The 13,895-nt window shown below is 53.6% G+C and carries 14 protein-coding genes and 1 other annotated feature; of the genes, 6 read left to right on the top strand and 8 right to left on the bottom strand.

Translation table 11 applies throughout. The annotated features are described in order from the left end of the window. Position 1: 1 nt before the first annotated feature. The 4 genes from thrB to AC2FC2_RS13080 form a co-directional block, all read right to left on the bottom strand. Positions 2-931 (bottom strand): homoserine kinase, encoded by a 930-nt coding sequence (gene thrB, locus AC2FC2_RS13095; RefSeq protein ID WP_265555812.1) that lies wholly within the window; start codon positions 929-931, stop codon positions 2-4. Position 932: 1 nt separating this feature from the next. Next, positions 933-3,392 carry a bifunctional aspartate kinase/homoserine dehydrogenase I gene (gene thrA, locus AC2FC2_RS13090; protein ID WP_404760391.1) on the bottom strand — a complete coding sequence of 820 codons (2,460 nt, stop codon included), beginning with the start codon at positions 3,390-3,392 and terminating at the stop codon, positions 933-935. 25 nt (positions 3,393-3,417) lie between these two features. Then, positions 3,418-3,536, bottom strand: a sequence feature (Thr leader region). Continuing rightward, positions 3,475-3,543, bottom strand: coding sequence for a thr operon leader peptide (thrL, locus tag AC2FC2_RS13085; RefSeq protein ID WP_071998276.1), 69 nt, complete (start codon positions 3,541-3,543; stop codon positions 3,475-3,477). (Overlaps the previous feature by 62 nt.) A 212-nt stretch (positions 3,544-3,755) precedes the next feature. After that, positions 3,756-4,442: a tRNA/rRNA methyltransferase gene (locus tag AC2FC2_RS13080; RefSeq protein ID WP_209634963.1), complete on the bottom strand. Its 687-nt coding sequence runs from the start codon at positions 4,440-4,442 to the stop codon at positions 3,756-3,758. 633 nt (positions 4,443-5,075) lie between these two features. Between AC2FC2_RS13080 and arcA the strand changes: the two genes are divergently transcribed. Further along, positions 5,076-5,792, top strand: a complete 717-nt coding sequence (gene arcA, locus AC2FC2_RS13075) for a two-component system response regulator ArcA (protein ID WP_004949989.1) — start codon at positions 5,076-5,078, stop codon at positions 5,790-5,792. 43 nt (positions 5,793-5,835) lie between these two features. Here arcA and creA read toward each other — a convergent pair whose 3' ends face one another. After that, the gene (creA, locus tag AC2FC2_RS13070; protein ID WP_209634961.1) at positions 5,836-6,315 is read right to left on the bottom strand and encodes a protein CreA; all 480 of its coding nucleotides are present in this window, start codon (positions 6,313-6,315) and stop codon (positions 5,836-5,838) included. A gap of 345 nt (positions 6,316-6,660) precedes the next feature. Between creA and robA the strand changes: the two genes are divergently transcribed. Continuing rightward, positions 6,661-7,530 carry an MDR efflux pump AcrAB transcriptional activator RobA gene (gene robA / locus AC2FC2_RS13065; RefSeq protein ID WP_209634959.1) on the top strand — a complete coding sequence of 290 codons (870 nt, stop codon included), beginning with the start codon at positions 6,661-6,663 and terminating at the stop codon, positions 7,528-7,530. On the opposite strand, the gene gpmB is transcribed toward robA, so the two are convergent. Further along, positions 7,527-8,174 (bottom strand): 2,3-diphosphoglycerate-dependent phosphoglycerate mutase GpmB, encoded by a 648-nt coding sequence (gene gpmB / locus AC2FC2_RS13060; protein WP_037420628.1) that lies wholly within the window; start codon positions 8,172-8,174, stop codon positions 7,527-7,529. The genes robA and gpmB overlap by 4 nt on opposite strands. 110 nt (positions 8,175-8,284) lie before the next feature. Between gpmB and yjjX the strand changes: the two genes are divergently transcribed. Then, on the top strand, positions 8,285-8,824 hold the full coding sequence (gene yjjX, locus AC2FC2_RS13055; RefSeq protein WP_209634957.1) for an inosine/xanthosine triphosphatase: 540 nt from the start codon (positions 8,285-8,287) through the stop codon (positions 8,822-8,824). A 17-nt stretch (positions 8,825-8,841) separates the two neighbouring features. Here yjjX and trpR read toward each other — a convergent pair whose 3' ends face one another. Then, positions 8,842-9,171 carry a trp operon repressor gene (gene trpR / locus AC2FC2_RS13050; RefSeq protein ID WP_209634955.1) on the bottom strand — a complete coding sequence of 110 codons (330 nt, stop codon included), beginning with the start codon at positions 9,169-9,171 and terminating at the stop codon, positions 8,842-8,844. Between the two features lie 55 nt (positions 9,172-9,226). After that, entirely contained in the window at positions 9,227-11,155 is a 1,929-nt protein-coding gene (gene sltY, locus AC2FC2_RS13045) for a murein transglycosylase (protein WP_265555814.1), read from the bottom strand. A gap of 383 nt (positions 11,156-11,538) precedes the next feature. Here sltY and AC2FC2_RS13040 point away from each other — a divergent pair, with 383 nt between their 5' ends. From AC2FC2_RS13040 to dgcN, 3 genes are read left to right on the top strand one after another with little or no spacing between them, the layout of a single operon-like run. Further along, the gene (locus AC2FC2_RS13040; RefSeq protein ID WP_265555815.1) at positions 11,539-11,913 is read left to right on the top strand and encodes a hypothetical protein; all 375 of its coding nucleotides are present in this window, start codon (positions 11,539-11,541) and stop codon (positions 11,911-11,913) included. Further along, a complete protein-coding gene (yfiR, locus tag AC2FC2_RS13035) occupies positions 11,897-12,511 on the top strand; it encodes a regulatory sequestration protein YfiR (RefSeq protein ID WP_490659368.1) in 615 nt (204 codons plus the stop codon). The genes AC2FC2_RS13040 and yfiR overlap by 17 nt, the downstream gene beginning before the upstream one ends. Then, positions 12,508-13,755, top strand: a complete 1,248-nt coding sequence (gene dgcN, locus AC2FC2_RS13030; RefSeq protein ID WP_209634944.1) for a diguanylate cyclase DgcN/YfiN — start codon at positions 12,508-12,510, stop codon at positions 13,753-13,755. The genes yfiR and dgcN overlap by 4 nt, the downstream gene beginning before the upstream one ends. Positions 13,756-13,895: the final 140 nt, after the last annotated feature.

The following is a 13,895-nucleotide window of genomic DNA, read 5'->3' as shown; positions in this document are numbered from 1 at the left end:
GTTATCCCAGTAGTCGTGCGCCTGCGGTATCCAGACGGCAAATATGAACAAAACCTTCGTCGTTTTGCAGATAGTGATGAGTCAGCCAGTCGGCCATGCGTTGCGCGGTCGCGCTGTCGTTGCAAACGGCAAACAGCGTCGGGCCTGAGCCGGAAATACCGCAGGCCAACGCGCCGATATCCTGCGCAGCCTTGCGCGCCTCGGCAAAGCCCGGCAACAGGCGGGTGCGATACGGTTCGGCAATCACATCCTGCATCAGTTTGGCGGCCAGCTGCGGTTGTTGGGTGTGGCAGGCATGGATAAAACCCGCCAGATAACGGCCGTGGCTGATGCAGTCCTGACGACGATACTGCGCGGGCAAGATCGCACGCGCTTCGGCGGTGGATACCTTGATGCCTGGATAGGCCATCACCCACAGCCAGTCTTTAAAGCATGGCACTTCCTGGCTGATGAAGCCTTCTTCTTCCAGCATCAACTGCAGGCCGCCAAGGTAGCAAGGCGCCACATTATCGTAATGCACGCTGCCGGAGATACGGCCTTCCAGCTCGCCCATCAGGCCCAGCAGGGTCATTCTATCCAATGGGCGGTTGCAGAATTCGTTCATCGCCATCAATCCTGCAACCACTGAGCAGGCACTTGAGCCCAACCCGGAACCTATCGGCATATTCTTCTCAAGTCGCATCGCCACCGGGATCTGTTGACCCATCTCCTGGCAGAAACGCTCCCAGCATTGGTAAACGATATTCTCTTTCGGGTCGTCCGGCAGCTTGCTGACGAAACGGCCGGCATTCTGCAAACTGAACGTTTCGGCGGCCTCTACGCTGACGCAATCGCCCAGCAAAGTCCCGTCGATCGGGGATACCGCGGCGCCCAGGACGTCGAAACCGACGCTCACGTTGCCAATTGAGGCCGGCGCATACACCTTAACCATATTAAACTCCCAACTTCCATGACAGTGTGCGCAGCAAGTCAGCAAAGACACCCGCTGCGGTCACATCGTTACCGGCGCCATAGCCACGCAGCACCAACGGCAACGGCTGATAGTAACGGCTGTAGAAAGCCAAGGCGTTCTCGCCGTTCTTCACTTTATACAACGGATCGTTGCCGTCTACCGCATCTATACGTACCTGACAGCGGCCATTTTCGATCACGCCGACATAGCGCAATACCTTGCCCTGTTCGGTGGCATTGGCCACGTTGCGAGCGTACTCGTTATCCAACTCCGGCAGGCGCGCCATAAAGGCATCTACATCGCCAGAAGCGTCAAAGGACGGCGGCAACACCGACTCTACGTCGATATCCGCCAACTCCAGTTTGTAGCCCGCTTCGCGCGCCAGGATCAACAACTTGCGCGCGACATCCATACCGGACAGATCATCCCGCGGATCCGGTTCGGTGTACCCTTTTTCCTTAGCCTGTTGAGTCGCCGCCGATAACGACATCCCTTCATCCAACTTACCAAAAATAAAGGACAGCGAACCGGAGAGAATACCGGAGAAACGCGTCAGCTCGTCACCCGCGTTCAACAGGTTCTGCAAGTTCTCGATCACCGGCAGGCCCGCACCGACGTTGGTATCGTACAGGAACTTGCGGCGCGAACCGGCTGCGGCGGTGCGCAATTGCTGGTAGTAGTTCATCGACGAGGTATTGGCCTTTTTGTTCGGCGTCACTACGTGGAAACCGTCGGCGAGGAAATCCGCATATTGATCGGCAACCGCCTGGCTGGAGGTACAGTCAACAATCACCGGGTTCAGCAGGTGATACTCCTTCACCAGACGAATCAAACGGCCAAGATTGAACGGCTCCTGTGCACCGGCCAGCTCGTCGCGCCAGCTTTCCAAAGCGATGCCGTGTACGTTGGTTAACATGGCGCGGGAATTGGCGATCCCGCACACGCGCAGATCGATATGCTTTTGTTTTAACCACGGCTGCTGGCGGTAAATCTGCTCGATCAATGCGCCACCCACGCCACCGACACCGATGACAAAGACCTCAATCACCTGATCGGTGTTGAACAACATCTGGTGGCAGACACGAACACCGGTCGTCGCGGAATCATTGCTCACCACAACTGAAATAGAACGCTCTGAAGAGCCTTGGGCAATAGCGACAATGTTAATATTGGCGCGCGCCAGTGCCGAGAAGAAACTGGCCGAAATCCCCCGGAGAGTACGCATGCCATCGCCGACTACCGAAATAATCGCCAGTTTCTCCATGACGTCCAGCGGCTCCAGCAGCCCATCTTTCAGTTCAAGATAGAACTCGTCTTCCAGTGCACGACGCGCACGCTGCAGTTCATTTTGCGGCACACAGAAGCTGATGCTGTATTCGGAAGAGGACTGGGTAATCAGCACCACCGAAATACCTGCACGCGACATCACGGCGAACACCCGCGCAGCCATGCCGACCATGCCCTTCATCCCTGGCCCGGAAACGTTGATCATCGCCATGTTGTTCAGATTGGTGATGCCTTTAACCGGGGTATCTGTATCCAGATTTTCACCGCCGATTAACGTGCCCGGGGCTTGCGGGTTGGCAGTATTTTTAATCAGACAAGGAATTTGGAACTGGGCAATCGGGGCGATAGTGCGGGGGTGAAGTACGCTGGCGCCGAAGTAGGAAAGCTCCATCGCTTCCTGATACGACATCGACTTCAATAACCTGGCGTCCGGCACGGTGCGTGGATCGCAGGTGTAGACACCATCGACGTCAGTCCAGATCTCACAACAGTCGGCACGCAGACAAGCAGCCAGCACCGCAGCAGAGTAATCAGAACCGTTACGGCCAAGCACCACCAGTTCACCTTTATCATTACCGGCGGTGAAACCGGCCATCAGCACAATGTGATCCGCAGGAATCGCCGACGCCGCAATGCGCAGTGTGGATTCGGCGATGTCCACCGTAGATTCCAGATAGTGCCCCTGGGCCAGCAATTTCTCTACCGGGTTGATCACCGTGACCGGGAAACCTTTGGCACGAAAAACGCCTTCCATGATAGCGATGGAGAGCTTCTCACCGCGGCAGATGATAGCCGCATTCACGCTGTCCGGACATTGTCCGAGCAGTGCAACGCCGTGCAGTACCTGCTTGAGTTGAGCGAACTCATGATCGACCAAGGTCTTGAGACGATCATATTCAAAGCCAGGTAATGCCTGTGTCAAACCGCTCAGCAAGTCAGCGAAAATGCGTTCTGCATCGCTCATATTTGGCAGAATGTCTTGCCCTGCTACCGTTTTGTCAATCATCGCCACCAAGTGGTTGGTGATTTTAGCCGGAGCGGACAATACCGTGGCCACCTGTCCCTGACGTGCGTTACTTTCCATGATGTCGGCGACGCGCAGAAAACGTTCTGCATTCGCTACCGAGGTTCCGCCAAATTTCAGCACTCGCATTTCTTATCTCTCCCGAATTTAAGCCGAAAAAAAAGCCCGCACTGGTTAGGTGCGGGCTTTTTTCTTTTGTTTCCTGTACGCGTCAGCCCGCCCCGTTACCTGTGGTATCGGTGGTGGTAATAATTGTTGTGTTCAGGCTGATGTTTCGCATTTTTTCTGTCTGTCTCATTAAATACTCTGTCCCCTCTATTGGTTAAAGCAATCGCTATCCCAAGTCAAATTATTTCTTATTTTTGCTTATTTATTCCCCAAAGGGGCCATTGAGCAATGAGAGAGCTGAAAAGCCAAATGACAGAATAAAAACACAGACAGCAAGCAATTTTGCAGTGGATCACACTGCATAATAAGCCATGTTTGTGGGTATCACTTTGTCAGTTTTTTTTCGATGTCGTGCAACAACGTATGCAGCATCGCCGTGTCCCGCTGCTGCAAAGCACCGAGCCGTTGATGCAGCCAGTCTCGCAATTTTTGGTCATCACTGACCCCTAATGCGCCAAGTAAACCTTCGGCACGCTGACGCAGCGCCTTAAGTTGGCCTTCGTTAGCCACCGGCTCCTGCGGTGCACTAACGTCCATCAGCGCTGACAGTTGGTAGCAATACACCATCACCGCCTGGCCAAGATTCAAGGAGGGGTAATCCGCCTTCATTGGCACACCGGTGAGCAGATCGGCCAATTCCAATTCTTCGTTGGTCAAACCGGAATCTTCACGACCAAACACCAGCGCAGCCTGGCCTACCCACTCACGGCGTTCGTCCAACTGACCCAGTAACTGCTGGGGCGTACAGTAATAGTGGAAGCGTGCGCGGCTGCGAGCGGTGGTCGCTACCGTGAAATCAACATCCGCCAGCGCCTGCTCCAGCGTTGAAAAAGTTTGCACGCCGTCAAGGATATCCCCTGCCCCATGGGCGACCCAGCGCGCCGCCGGCTGCAAGTGCGCGTCGCTATCGACAATACGTAACGAAGTAAAGCCCATGGTTTTCATCGCCCGCGCCGCAGCGCCGACGTTTTCCGGCCGTGCCGGAGCCACTAAAACAATATGAAGCTGCATCAATACTCCACAGAATGAGGGATTGCGAGTTTTTGACTGTTCAGGATAGTCTGATTATATTTACAAGCGTGCAACAATAATCCCGACAGCCACGATAGATAGGGTTAAATGCGTTATTGGCCTGATAAAGAGAGCGTAATACATATTATTGCTGCTTATGATTTACTACCATTATAAATCAAAGTGTTAAAAGTCCCCCTTTATCAATAAGCCGATAATTCTACCCCATTAGACGCGACAATGCTGAATCGTACACAGAATTTATGCTTCTGTGACTTAAACTGGCATTTCTGTAAGTGTTTTTCACAAAACTGTTAACGTGCTACAATTGAATTTGATATATGTCAACAAAGCTTAGTTTTGTTGGGTGATGAATTCGGTACGCACTGTTATATTGCTGTTAATAGGGTTAGGATATGCGCCGTTTTGGCACCTTTGGGGTTGTAGGGAATAGCACCCCCACCAAGCTAGCGATCTTGTTGACATGAGATGGAAAGTGCATCAAGAACGAGTTTACGTACTGTAGTCATTTGTTAAGAGGGAACGTGAGCGCTAATCTCTGCCCTCCGCCAAGAAAACAAAGACTTCTGTACTTCCTATTTTCTATTTTGTTGGCAATTTTAGGTAGCAAATATGCAGACCCCGCACATTCTGATTGTCGAAGACGAGTTAGTCACTCGTAACACCCTGAAGAGCATTTTCGAGGCGGAAGGCTACGTTGTTCATGAAGCCAATGATGGTGCAGAAATGCACAACATCCTGTCTGAAAATGATATCAATCTGGTTATCATGGACATCAATCTGCCAGGCAAAAACGGCCTGCTGCTGGCGCGCGAACTGCGTGAACAGGCTAGCGTCGCGCTGATGTTCCTGACCGGCCGTGATAACGAAGTTGATAAGATCCTCGGATTGGAAATCGGCGCTGATGACTATATCACCAAGCCGTTCAACCCGCGTGAACTGACCATTCGCGCACGCAACCTGCTGTCTCGTACCATGAACCTGGGCAGCGTCGGCGAAGAACGCCGCCTGGTTGAAAGCTATAAATTCAACGGTTGGGAGCTGGACATCAATAGCCGCTCACTGATCAGCCCAGCTGGCGAACAGTACAAACTGCCGCGCAGTGAATTCCGCGCCATGCTGCACTTCTGCGAAAACCCGGGCAAGATCCAATCCCGTGGCGAACTGCTGAAGAAAATGACCGGCCGTGAGCTGAAGCCGCATGACCGTACCGTGGACGTGACCATCCGTCGCATCCGCAAGCACTTCGAATCAACGCCTGACACACCAGAAATTATCGCCACCATTCACGGTGAAGGTTACCGTTTCTGCGGCGATCTGGAAGAGTAAGTCTCCCGCGTTAAATAGTTGGGGTTCCCTCGAACCCCAAATCTTATTTTGCCTCACCCCAAGGGATGATCGGCACCGCACTCAACGCGTTCTTCGGTGAACCATCCACCACTCGGTCTGAATAGCTCAGATAAATCAACGCATTGCGTGTCGCATCGTAGAAACGCACGACCTGCAGCTTCTTAAACACCAACGATGTTCGTTTCTGGAACACGACGGTACCTTCCGCCTTGCCATTCTTAATTTTATCGTTCAGCTCAATGGGCCCAACCTGCTGGCAAGAAATGGCCGCATCCGCAGTGTCTTCCGCTAATCCCAGCCCGCCTTTAATGCCACCGGTTTTTGCCCGGCTGATATAACAAGTTACATTTTTGACATCAGGATCGTCGAACGCTTCCACGACAATTTTGTGGTCTGGACCAAAGAGTTTGAATACCGTGTCGACTGACCCAACCTGTTCAGCCTGCGCCGTATTTACTGTTGCGCAAACTAAACCAAACAAAAATATCCATCCTTTTTTCATTCACTTAACTCCAATAGCCAGAACCTAAAGAAATAGGCGCTGGCAATCAATATTGTTTATGTTTTAGGTCACAGAATAGGTTTTCTTCTGGTCCGCACCGATCTTTTTAGCACAGAGCGTGAAAAAAATCTTTGGGAGTCTCGGAGGAAAAAAATTGCTATTATGCGGCGTCGTTATTTCTTTTCGCCCGTTTAAGGTGTGCCCCTATCCAACTCTTGCGCAACCCGCAGCAAGAGGTAAAGAGTGCTACGCAAAATGGCTCATGGATTGGTCTGATAGCGCAAAGCACCAGCGTAATGAATAAACAGTTCGGGTCCTTACCCTAAAGCTCTACGAGGAAGATCTATGGATCAAGCCGGTATCATTCGTGATCTGCTTAGCTGGCTGGAAAGCCATCTGGACCAACCCTTGTCGCTAGACAACGTGGCGGCTAAAGCGGGTTACTCCAAGTGGCATTTACAACGGATGTTCAAAGATATTACCGGTAACGCCATCGGCGCTTATATCCGGGCAAGGAGATTATCCAAAGCTGCGGTGGCGCTGCGTTTAACCAGCCGACCTATTCTGGATATCGCCTTACAGTATCGCTTCGACTCGCAGCAGACATTCACACGCGCATTTAAAAAACAGTTTGCGCAAACGCCAGCGCTATATCGCCGTGCAGAAGACTGGAGCGCATTCGGCATTTGCCCGCCAATTCGCCTGGGTGCCTTTACCCTGCCGCAGCCTGAGTTTATCTCTCTGCCGGAACAGCATCTGATTGGCCTGACGCAAAGCTATTCCTGCACACTTGAGCAAATATCCAACTTCCGTACCGAGCTGCGTTCCCAGTTCTGGCGCCAATATCTGGGCGAAGCAGACACGCTGCCACCGGTGTTGTACGGGTTGCATCATTCGCGCCCAAGCCAGGAAAAGGATGACGAGCAGGAAGTGCTGTACACCACAGCGCTGGAGCCTGATCACGTGCCGGCAAAAATACAGGCAGGCCAGCCGCTCGTACTGCAAGGCGGCGAATATGCCATGTTCAGCTACGAAGGCCCGGCTTCAGGCCTACAAGACTTTATTCTGACCCTGTATGGCACCTGCCTGCCAGCACTCAAACTCACGCGCCGTAAAGGGCACGACATTGAGCGCTTTTATCCAAAAGGTGACCGTAGGCCACCTCAACCGCCAACCGAGATCAACTGCGACTACTTGATCCCGATCCGTCGTTAGCGTTGCAGTTCGTCCAACGCGGGCATGTCCAAATGCGTGACATCGCCCGCGGTTTCAACGATCCAGCCAGAAGCCAGCCATGGGCTCTGCTGATAGTCGACACGCGACAGCGAACAGTTACGCAGGCGCAGGCGGCGTTCAGCATAAGCAGGCAATCCGAGCACGGTGCTGATCAAACACCCCAAAGCGATACCGTGGCTGACGATCAGCGGTTTGCTGCCCTCAGGCAACATCAGGCAGCTTTCCAATGCCGCACGCATACGTTCGCCCAACTCACTCATGGATTCGCCTTGAGGGATGCGCCCGTCCGCAGTACCATCGACCATCTGCTTGCGCCACTGTTCTTCCTGCGGCGTCAGGCTGTCGATCAAGCGCTCTTCCAGCACCCCCATATGCAACTCACGCAAACGTGGATCGTTAATCACCTCGCAGCCGCAAGCCTCTGCGATGATTTGTGCAGTGCGTCGGGTGCGCCCGAGATCGCTGGTAATCACATGCGTAATGCCTTGTTTGCTGACACGCTGGGCAACCAGACGAGCCTGATGTTCACCGTTGGCGGTTAACGGGCTGTCGGACTGGCCTTGGATACGGCGAGCCGCATTCCATTCCGTTTCGCCGTGGCGAACGAGGTATACCTGTAACATTTTGCTTTTCCGTTATACTGCGTGAAACCTGAGTTTATCTTCGTCAGAAACCGCTTTCGCACATGCCTGACGTTTGAATAGGCTCTTAGCTTAAGGATGCCAAACCCGTTATGTATCATGTTGTCGCTGCCACTACCAACCCGGCAAAGATCAAGGCTATTCAGTTGGCTTTTGATGACACCTTTGGCGCAGGCCAATGCCGTATTGAATCAGTCGACGTCGCCAGCGGCGTCTCACTGCAACCCATAGGTAATCTCGAAACCCGCACCGGGGCACGCCAGCGTGTAATGGAAGCGCGGCAAGTACGCCCAGAAGCCGACTTTTGGGTCGGCGTGGAAGCAGGTATCGAAGAGAATATGACTTTCGCCTGGATGACGGTCGAAAACCCACACACCCGCGGCGAATCGCGCTCAGCCAGCCTGATGTTACCAGAGACAATTTTACAGGGAATTCGCGCTGGTCGCGAATTGGGGAGCGAGATGGCGGCCATCACCGGCAATGCTGAAGTGAAACGCCAGGGCGGCGCTATCGGCATCTTTACCGATGGGCGGTTAAGCCGCACCAGCGTTTACCATCAGGCGCTGTTGCTGGCGTTGGTGCCCTTCCACAATTCAATCTACCAAAACCACAATAACGCGCCGCAGAAGTAGCCCTGTTGGGCGTTACGCTACTGCGTATCGCCCAACAGCTGCTGTTCCAGCCATTGCTTCAGCGCCGGTGTCGCCGCCTTCAGGCTGTTCGAACCCCGGGTGATAGTGGCAATGCCTGCCCCCAGTTCATTTTTCAGCTCACGCTGGCTCATCTCACCGCGCATCAGTTCCTGGATGATCCGTACCCGCGTGCCTAACGCCGTGCGTTCATCTGGCGTCAGCAGCAGTTGCATCAGAGGCTGATGCAGTTCTTGTGCAAACGCGTTTTGCAGCAGCGCAACAAAGCGCAGCCAATCCTCATTACCTTGTTCTGAAAGAGCCGGGTCGTTAAGTGATAATTGCGTCATGGCAAGCCACCATACTATTTAACTAGTACAGCAGCATACCATAGCGCCGTCAAAATCAATAACGCCTCTGCCACTCCGCATCGGTCAGCACTTTGGCTGGTCGGTGCATGAGATAGCGATAAAATGCATCGTAAGCCAACACGTTCTTCACGTAAGAACGGGTTTCCGAGAACGGGATGCTTTCGACAAACGCCACCGCATCGACTCGCCCTTCACTGTTGCCCAACCAGGTGTTTACGCGGGATGGGCCAGCGTTATAAGCCGCCGACGACAGAATACGGTTTCGCCCAAACTGCTGGTAAACGTACTCCAGATAACTGGTGCCGATGGTAATGTTGACCCGCGGGTCAAGTAATTGGCTTGGGCTTGAGTAACCCGGAATATTGTACATTTCAACGGTATGCTGCGCGGTTCGCGGCATAACCTGCATCAGGCCGCTCGCCCCCACCGGGGATTGCGCTTTTGGGTTCCAGGCGCTCTCTTGGCGGGCAATCGCCATGGCATAGCTCGGCGTTATCCCCTTGTCGTCGGTCGCAGCACGGAACTCTTGCGGCCAGGCCACCGGGAAACGCTCTTCCAGGTGATCCCACAACTTACCGACGATGGTCGCCTGCACGCTAAGATCGGCCCATTTCTGCTCGAAAGCATAACGCGCCAGCGCTTCCTGTTCTGGACGACTGCGACTGGCCACAAAGGAAGTCCACTCGCTGCGCGCCAGATTGTCCATATTCCAATACATCAACTCACGCACACGGGCAATTTCCGGCCCGTCCACCAGCGACGCGCGAGGTTTCGCCGCCACAGCGACCATAACCGGGTAAGTCGTATTCAGCTTTTGCGCCGCTACCATGGGATAAAAGCCGCGTTCAGTCATCAGGCGACGCAGGATCTCTTCACCTTCACTGCGTTTGCCCTCGTCCAGCAAAATACTCGCACGCCAATAGCGCCATTCATCTTTATTACGTGACTCTTCTGGCAGGCGAGCCAACCAGGTCGTTACGCCTTGGCGATCGCCATTACCCAGCGCCATGCGCACACGGCGTTCCAGTAGCGTGGGGGATTGGCTGCGCAGGATCACCTTATCGCGCCATTGTGTTTGTTCAAAGGTAGCGTCACTGCCCATCAGACGCCACGCCACCGCTTCTTCCAACCCCAGTCGTTCGCTGTCACTCATTTTTTGCAGGCGAGCGAGCGTAGGGATCATCGCGCGGGCGTTTTCGACATCCTGACGCGCCAGACGTTCGAAAGCGATGCTGGTCGCCGCCCGGGTAAAGTCAGTCGGCCCCACGCTGCGAGCAAAGGACTCCACCGTCGTCGGATCATTTTGCAGCCGTACCAGTGCGTCGCCCATTGTCTGATAATCTGAGGGTAACTGGCGGTAAAGGCTGTTCACCAATCCGCTGTTCCCTTCTTTCAGTGCCAGCTTCATACGCTCCAGGATAAGCGACGGCGTTTGCTTACCCGCCCCCTGCCAAACGCTGAACAGCTTGTCACAGGCGCCCGGCAACGATTTGCCGCTCATCCAAACGTCGCTTGCACCACTCCAGGCCGCCTGCTGATCGCCCGTGGCCCATTTGGCGTAGTAATAATTACAACGCGCAGCAATAGGTTTCGGCGCCTGTGGACTGAAAGCCAACAGACTGCGCCAGTCTTCACGCCGTGCCAGCTCATTAACAAAGCGCGGAGCTAACGATTTGGCAGGCGGCAGTGTCGGGTGCTGCTTAATAAAGTCATTCACCTCAGAGAACCCCGCCTGGCTGAGATCTTGCGTCAGCTCGCGGTACTCCAGGTAAGGGTAAAGTGGATAATCGCGCAACGTCGGCATCAGTTGTGCCACGACACCCATTTGATTACTGTCCCACGCCTGCTTAATCTGCAGGTAACGTTGACGCTGGGCATCCAGGGAATCCGCCAATGTCGCGCCCGAAAATGCCGTCAGACACAGGCCCACAGCCCAAAACCGCCACTTGTCTACCTTGACCATACTGACTCTTTCCTCGCTAATGCTTATGTGTTGCCAGAGACGACGCCCCCCGTTGCCGCGCTACGCCAGCAGTCAACGGACGGGGAAATCGGCTCTCCGAGTGTTTCACGTCCTGTCGTGGAAAATCACCGTCATCACGCCAGAACAAAAGGGTGCGCTAAGCGACCGGCTCAGCCATCTATCATAGACAGCACGATTGCTTATCCATTCACTACTGTAGAAGAAGTTTATCGTCACGATGGGCTATAGGTAAAAAAGGTTTACCGTCGCTGACAAATAAAATAAAGCTGGCGGCAATTTCTGCCGTATTAATCATTTTGGCCAGGTGTTATCACTGAAAAATGACGCGCTCAGCCATTATTAATGACGACGTCGATAATAAGATGAAGTCATTTGAAATTATTAGCCACCATAGAATTCCACTGTCGGAACAACGAAAGAACGATGTTGCGCAAACCGCTGAATCCCTGACCTGCTGCACCAACTTTGCTGAAAACGCCTGGCAAACTCGGGTGCACGTTTTTATACTGTTAAAAAAAGATAAGATAATTCCGAGAAAACGGCACATAAAGCGCGCAACCGAGATATCTTATAATACAATCCGCGCCAATTATGGGTTAGATAGTGTTCATCAGGCAGTGCGATTGACAGTTTTCAGTAAGATAATTATCCCTTCAACCGGGTCAGGCTTCTCATTGTTACGTTGCCGCAACAGTGCGCGGACGTGGGCAGGAATGGCAGATGAAGATGGCGAATAATGCCGCGTTATTGGCAACCTGCGCAAAAAACTCATTTATGAGTTTCATTTGCGCACGTCTAAATTATGGTCGCTTATTGTCGCTGTTTCTTGCCACACTGCTGGTCTTTCCCAGTTTAGCCAGCCCCGAGACGGCCGATCCCTATAAAAATCGCACCCATGCTGTTACCACCGTGGTCGTTGGCATTATCAGCTACGCACGCTGGAACAGTGAACCCAACCCGATACGGTTATGCGTGACGGCGCCAACCCAGTATGACAAGGGCCTGTTCGATCCCATTCTACTGAGCGCCCCTCGGCCAATCAAAACTGAGCGTATTCCCTTCGATAGTCCACTGCTGAGCACCGGCTGTGATGTGATCTATCTGGGTAATGTCAGCGCCAGCCAAAAACAGAACTTTATGCAACGCATTAGCGGACGTTCCATTCTCAGCATCAGTGAGAACGACGGTGAATGTTCTGCCGGCAGCGCGTTTTGCCTGCAGATCGAAGGTGACACCGCCAGCTTTAAAGTGAACCTTGACGCACTGGCACGCAGCGGCGTACGTGTTCACCCTAACGTGCTTCAACTGGCACGCAAACAGGCGCCTCCGTTATGAAGTGGTTGCGCAAGAACAGATCGGGTCAATCACGACCTACGCTGGGCGGGGTGTTGCAACGCGTACATCTTGCACTGGCATTGATTGCTGTCGGCACCGCCGGGATTTTCCTGACGTTGGTCGCGCTGTTTGCGCTACGTGCCTATGCCAACCACAACTTGCACCTGATCGCGCGCTCCATCAGCTATACCGTCGAAGCTGCTGTCGTGTTTGAAGACCGCACCGCCGCACGCGAAGCGCTGGTGCTGATCGCCTCCAATGAGGAAGTGTCAGAAGCAAAAATCCTGAACAATAACGGCAAGGTGCTCGCCAGTTGGCGTCATCCTAAAGACGGTCCTTTACACGGTATGGAGCAAGTCGTCGCTCACTGGGCGCTACCGGAACCTGTGATCCTGCCGATTACACATGAAGGCAAAGTGGTCGGTAAAGTGTGGCTTAGCGGGCATGGGGGTAGCCTACTGCGCTTCCTGCTGCGCGGTATGGTGGGGATGCTCGCCTGTCTGGTGCTCAGTACGCTGTGCTCATTGGTTCTTTCCCGCCGCATGTTGTTAGGGATTGTCAGCTCATTGGACGATATTGCCAACGTGGCACATGCGGTGCGACGCGATCGTACATTTGGTCTGCGGGTGCCTTCTGCCCCCATTGCCGAACTGCATGAGTTGAGCAGTGACTTTAACGGCCTGCTCGACGAGCTGGAAGCCTGGCAAGCGCATCTGAAACAGGAAAATGACTCACTGACGCACCGGGCGACCCATGACAGCCTTACCGGTTTGCCAAACCGCGCGTTCTTTGAAGGCCGACTGAGCCGTGCGTTAGGAGACATTAAGCCAAAAGAAAAACTGGCGGTGCTGTTTATAGACGGCGACCGCTTCAAGGAAGTTAACGACAGCTACGGGCACGCCGCCGGCGACGTAGTACTGACCACCATTGCCGGGCGTATTCGCGCGCAACTGCGTGAAAGCGATCTGGTGGCACGTTTAGGAGGTGATGAGTTCGCCGTATTGTTGGCGCCGGTCCACACTACGGAAGATGTGCTGCAAATTGCCGATAACATTATCGACTGCATGACCCAACCGGTAATTTTGCCGAACAACGAGACGGTGATTTCCTCTCTGAGTATCGGTATTGCGCTTTACCCTGAACATGCGGTAACGCCTCAGGGGCTCTTGCACGAAGCTGACGATGCCATGTACCAGGCAAAACATCGTTATAACGGAGGCTGGCGGCTAGCAATACAGAAATAAAGCCCCGGCGATACCCAACATCATTGGCGTTGCATCAAGGCGGCCAGAACGTCAGACCCAAAGCACTGACTGAAGTCAGTGACTGGGGCGAGCGCTCGCAGCCAACACAGATGCAGCATCAAGAATGACGGGTATATAAA

It is taken from the genome of Serratia sp. CoH_122_TC_1 (assembly GCF_058191755.1).
Note: the sequence above shows the minus strand (reverse complement) of the source record. Positions and strands in the feature narration are given on the sequence as shown.

What these genes read in the sequence shown, in the direction of transcription:
- robA (WP_209634959.1), top strand. Translation starts at nt 6,661, where the DNA reads ATGGATCAAGCCGGTATCATTCGTGATCTGCTTAGCTGGCTGGAAAGC.
- arcA (WP_004949989.1), top strand. Translation starts at nt 5,076, where the DNA reads ATGCAGACCCCGCACATTCTGATTGTCGAAGACGAGTTAGTCACTCGT.
- gpmB (WP_037420628.1), bottom strand. Translation starts at nt 8,174, where the DNA reads ATGTTACAGGTATACCTCGTTCGCCACGGCGAAACGGAATGGAATGCG.
- yjjX (WP_209634957.1), top strand. Translation starts at nt 8,285, where the DNA reads ATGTATCATGTTGTCGCTGCCACTACCAACCCGGCAAAGATCAAGGCT.
- sltY (WP_265555814.1), bottom strand. Translation starts at nt 11,155, where the DNA reads ATGGTCAAGGTAGACAAGTGGCGGTTTTGGGCTGTGGGCCTGTGTCTG.
- AC2FC2_RS13080 (WP_209634963.1), bottom strand. Translation starts at nt 4,442, where the DNA reads ATGCAGCTTCATATTGTTTTAGTGGCTCCGGCACGGCCGGAAAACGTC.
- dgcN (WP_209634944.1), top strand. Translation starts at nt 12,508, where the DNA reads ATGAAGTGGTTGCGCAAGAACAGATCGGGTCAATCACGACCTACGCTG.
- AC2FC2_RS13040 (WP_265555815.1), top strand. Translation starts at nt 11,539, where the DNA reads ATGAAGTCATTTGAAATTATTAGCCACCATAGAATTCCACTGTCGGAA.
- thrA (WP_404760391.1), bottom strand. Translation starts at nt 3,392, where the DNA reads ATGCGAGTGCTGAAATTTGGCGGAACCTCGGTAGCGAATGCAGAACGT.
- trpR (WP_209634955.1), bottom strand. Translation starts at nt 9,171, where the DNA reads ATGACGCAATTATCACTTAACGACCCGGCTCTTTCAGAACAAGGTAAT.
- creA (WP_209634961.1), bottom strand. Translation starts at nt 6,315, where the DNA reads ATGAAAAAAGGATGGATATTTTTGTTTGGTTTAGTTTGCGCAACAGTA.
- yfiR (WP_490659368.1), top strand. Translation starts at nt 11,897, where the DNA reads ATGAAGATGGCGAATAATGCCGCGTTATTGGCAACCTGCGCAAAAAAC.
- thrB (WP_265555812.1), bottom strand. Translation starts at nt 931, where the DNA reads ATGGTTAAGGTGTATGCGCCGGCCTCAATTGGCAACGTGAGCGTCGGT.